The sequence below is a fragment of the Lamprobacter modestohalophilus genome, from assembly GCF_016583905.1.
Taxonomy (GTDB): Bacteria; Pseudomonadota; Gammaproteobacteria; order Chromatiales; family Chromatiaceae; genus Lamprobacter; species Lamprobacter modestohalophilus.
Map to the genome: position 1 here is coordinate 1 of NZ_NRRY01000112.1, position 4,252 is coordinate 4,252.

A 4,252-nucleotide genomic window follows, 5' to 3' on the forward strand; every position below is an offset into this window, starting at 1 on the left:
GGATGTTGAAATCCCGCTCGAGCAGGGTCGGGAAGACGCCGAAGCGCGCATAGGCCTGCTCCAACAACGCCCACACCGGCTCGATCACATCGGCCCCATGGGTATCGATGCGCAGGTCCGGCGCCTCCTCGTAATGCCCGGCGATATGGCCGTAGACGATGCGCTCGGCGGGCAGGGCATCAAGGAAGGCGATCGGGTCGTAGCGATGATTGATACTGTTGACGAGGATGTTGTTCACATCCAGCAGCAGGTCACAGTCGGCCTCGTCGAGCACCGCGTTGATGAAATCGATCTCAGGCATCTCCTGGCCTGGTGCGGCGTAGTAGGAGACGTTCTCCAGGGCGATGCGCCGCTCGAGGATCTCTTGAACCTGACGGATGCGCCGGGCGACATGCTGCACCGCCTCGGCGGTGAACGGGATCGGCATCAGGTCATACAGCTGTCCATCATCCGAGCAGTAGCTCAGATGTTCGGTGTAGACCGCGATCTGGTGTGCATCGAGAAAGGTCTTGATGCGGTTAACGAACGGCACATCGAGCGGGGCGGGTGAGCCGATCGAGAGGGACAAGCCGTGGCAGACGAAGGGATGGCGCTCGGTCAGGCCGCGCAGCAGCCGCCCCCAGCGGCCACCGACAGCGATCCAATTCTCCGGCGCGATCTCCCAGAAGGAGACCTCCGGCGGAGGCTGTTCGGCTGCGGCGGCGATGAACGCGCGCCGCAGACCGAGACCGGCGCCATGAACGGGGTCGGGAGTCATGTTCATGGCTGGCTTCTGGCGTGGGTCTATGCGGTGGTCAGAGCGGGATCAGCCCTTATTGCCGCACTTACCCTCGCCGCACTTGCCTTCGCCTTCGCCCTTGCCGTCATCCTTATTGCCACACTTGCCCTCGCTGTCTTTAGCCCCGCAGCTGCCCTCGGCCAGCTGCAGATAGCCGCTGTCGAGTTGCTCGGTGACGAAGGGGTTGTCGCTGGCCTGGGCCAGATGGGCGACGCTCAGGGTGCCGACGAGGGTAGCGCCGGCGATCATGGCGGCTGAGGTGATGATCTGCTTGGACATGGAAACACTCCGAAAGAATCTAAGGTTGGTATGCTGACAGCCGTTGTAGCGGCCTCGAGTTGCACCGGTCGGCGTTCACTTGGCCAGTGGCTATCACTCGCTAAAGACCGCGGTGGTGGGTGAAATCTTTCAGCGGATGTTGGCGAGGCTGCTGAGAGGCCTCGTCCAGGGGGTTTTCGATGGCGTGCGGGCGATGCCACGATCGGCTGAGCCTCTGTGGCGCAGCGGAGCAGCGGGGTAGGCGTGTTACCCGCATGCTGAAACCTCGAGCCCCGCCGAGGACAGCGTATCGGGCGCGATGGCCGACGATCCTCAGAGCACCGCGTCGATGTCCGCCTTGCTGTATCCGCTAAGCCGAGGCGCGGGCTCAGTGACCACCTCGATTACCCAGGCCTTAACCATGTCGTTGTCCCGGCACCTCGCCAGTCTGAGCGTCCAAGTCGCCGCGGCCTATCTCGCGCTCGGGCTGCTGCTGACCGCGGCAAGTCTCTACACCCTCAGCGCCTTTCAACGCCAATTGGGTGCGATTGAGCTGGTCAACCGGGCCGGGCAGCTCGAGCTGGCGGTCGAGCAGATGCACGCGCAGGCGATGAACTATTGGCAGAACGCCCCGCGCGACTATCCGACCTACTACCGCGATGTGCGCCTGTACTACCAAGACCTGCTGGCACAGATCGCGACCATCGATAGCATCGTCGACACCTTCATGAGCGGCGACTTCAGCGACACGCTGCCCATGCCGATGCCGGCCTGGCTGCAGCCGCACCTCGGCCTCGAGGCCGAAGCAGCGATGGCCGCACTTGAAGACACCTGGGAGACCTGGCGCGCCACGCTTTTTGACGCCCTAGGCGAGGACGAGGACGAGCCGCGCCTGGAATGGGCCGCTGAGCAGGTGATCGACGACCACAGCCGGCTGAATGCCGCCGTGGAGGTCTTCGCGGAAGCGCTGCGCCGCTGGTCCGCGCGCGAGTACCAGCTGATGATCCAGGGCACCCTGGCGGCCGCGGGTATTACCCTGGTGATCGCCGTGCTCCTGCTCTGGCTGCTGCAGTGGAAGGTGTTGGCGCCGCTGCGCCGCACCACGGCCGGCTTTCAGCGCGTCGCCGATGGCGACGTCCGCTATCAGCTGCCGGTGGTCGGCACCACCGAGCTGCAGGATCTCAGCAGCAGCTTCAATCGGCTCTCCGAGCGGTTGGATCTGCTCTACCGGCTGATCCACGCCCTGCAGCAGGGCCAGGACCTGGATCAGCTGATGGGGCTGCTCAACACCGAATTCAGGCCGCTGCTGGGCTGCGACTGGAGCGGCCTGGTGTTCATCGATGAGCGCCGCGCCAGCGCCCGCGTCGAGACCAGTTGGCTCGACGGCCTGCCGCAGCCGGGTGCTCAGCGGCTGTACCGGCTACAGGGCACACTGCTCGAGCGGGTGTTGGCCGATGAGACGCCCCTGCATGTGCAGGCGATGGCCGAGCGCGCGAGCGCGAATCCGGCCTATGAGCTGCTGCGCCAGCTGGTCGCGCTCGGCATGCGCGACGCCATCTTCTTGCCGCTGACCCCGCAAACGCAGACCCCGATCCCGGCGGTGGTGGTGTTCGCGACCCGCGATCCCGCCGGGTTCGGCGATGCCCGTCAGCGACTCCTCGGCAACATCGGTCAGCTGCTGACCCAAGGGGTTGGGCGCACCGCGCGCCTGGCCGAGCAGGGTCGGCTCGCCGCCATCGGCGAGTTCGCCTCGGGCATCGTGCACGAGCTGCGTACGCCGTTGAGCACCATTGCTATGGCGCTCAGCTACTTGGCTGAGGCTGATCCAGAGCCACGAGCCAAGCGTCGTGTGGATCTGGCGCTGGGTGAGGCCGAGCGCATGCGCCGGCTGCTCGAGGAGATCCTGCTGTATGCGAAGCCGTTGAGCCTGGACCCGCGCCCGGTGGCGCTCCGGCCCCTGCTCGAGGAGCAGATCGCGCTGGCGGCCGAGCGCCATCCTGGGCATTCGATCCAGCTCGAGCCGGCGTCGGACGGGCTTCAGGTCATGGCTGATCCGGACCGACTGCGCCAGATCTTGACCAACCTCACCGACAATGCCTGCGAGGCCGCGCCTGTGCGCAGCGTCGTTACCTGGCGCATCGCTGGGACTGCTGAGAATGCCGAGACCGCTGGGGCCACCGAGATTGCCAGGGCTGCTGCGACCGGCGAGACCGCTGAGGCTGTCAAGACTGTTGGGACTGTTGGGACTACTGCGCACGTCAAGCAAAGCGAAGCGGACGAGGTCAGGCTCTCGGTGCACAATACCGGTGAGCCGATCCCGGCGGAGCGCTTACCGCGTCTGACCGAGCCCTTCTTTAGCACCAAGGCCAGCGGCACTGGGCTTGGGCTTGCGATCGTCGGGCGGTTGGTCGAGCAGCATGGCGGGCGTCTTTCGATTCGGTCGACGGCGGAGCAGGGCACCTGGGTCGAGATCGTGCTGCCGCACTGGGTCGATGAAACGGATGGGACTGCGGATGTGGCCGACGCCTGAGCGATGAGCGTCAGCGCTTCATGACCCGCAGCTGATACTTCTCGATCTTGCGATCCAAAGCTGGCCGGGAAATACCAAGGATCTCGCAGGCCTGCCCCTTGTGCCCCTGGGTGTGATCGAGCACCTGCTGAATATGCACCGCGGCGACCTCATCGAGGCTGCGCAGCACCGACGCCTGGTCGCCCGCTGATCCGCTCGCATGGCCGGCGAGCGCAGCCTGCGAATCCCCGCCGATCGGACCTTGCTGGCCGGCACGGCCGCCGCCAAGCTCAAGCATCTCCGGGGTGATCAGCGCATGGTGGGTCTGCAGCAGGGCTTGGCTCAATCGGTTTTCCAGCTCGCGGACGTTGCCGGGCCAGTCGTCCTCGCTCAATCGCGCCAGCGCGGCCGGGGTGACGGTCGGGATTGGGCGCTCAAGTCGAGCCGCGATGCGCGTGAGCAGCCCTTGCACCAACAGCGGAATGTCCTCGCGGCGCTCGCGCAGCGGCGGCATGCGGATCTGGATCACCTGCAGCCGGTAGACCAGATCCTCGCGAAAGCGCCCGGCAGCGGCCTCGGCAAGGAGATCCCGATTGGTGGCGGCAATGATGCGCGCATCGGTGTGGATGGATTCATGACCACCGACGCGCTCGAAGACGTGCTCTTGCAACACGCGCAACAGCTTGGCTTGCAGCGCGGGGGCCAGC

Annotated in this window: 4 protein-coding genes; 1 reads left to right on the forward strand and 3 read right to left on the reverse strand. The window is 65.8% G+C overall.

From position 1 onward, the window contains the following. The coding region (locus CKO42_RS25850; protein ID WP_242479716.1) for an HvfB family MNIO-type RiPP peptide maturase at positions 1-763 on the reverse strand (763 nt) is incomplete at its 3' end. A gap of 42 nt (positions 764-805) precedes the next feature. After that, the gene (locus CKO42_RS25855) at positions 806-1,057 is read right to left on the reverse strand and encodes a low-complexity protein (RefSeq protein WP_200251943.1); all 252 of its coding nucleotides are present in this window, start codon (positions 1,055-1,057) and stop codon (positions 806-808) included. Between the two features lie 328 nt (positions 1,058-1,385). Here CKO42_RS25855 and CKO42_RS25860 point away from each other — a divergent pair, with 328 nt between their 5' ends. Beyond that, on the forward strand, positions 1,386-3,566 hold the full coding sequence (locus CKO42_RS25860; protein ID WP_200251964.1) for a sensor histidine kinase: 2,181 nt from the start codon (positions 1,386-1,388) through the stop codon (positions 3,564-3,566). Positions 3,567-3,576: 10 nt separating this feature from the next. On the opposite strand, the gene CKO42_RS25865 is transcribed toward CKO42_RS25860, so the two are convergent. After that, positions 3,577-4,252 (reverse strand): AAA-type ATPase lid domain-containing protein (locus tag CKO42_RS25865; protein ID WP_200251968.1); only part of this gene is annotated, 676 nt, incomplete at its 5' end.

What these genes read in the sequence shown, in the direction of transcription:
- CKO42_RS25855 (WP_200251943.1), bottom strand. Translation starts at nt 1,057, where the DNA reads ATGTCCAAGCAGATCATCACCTCAGCCGCCATGATCGCCGGCGCTACC.
- CKO42_RS25860 (WP_200251964.1), top strand. Translation starts at nt 1,386, where the DNA reads ATGTCCGCCTTGCTGTATCCGCTAAGCCGAGGCGCGGGCTCAGTGACC.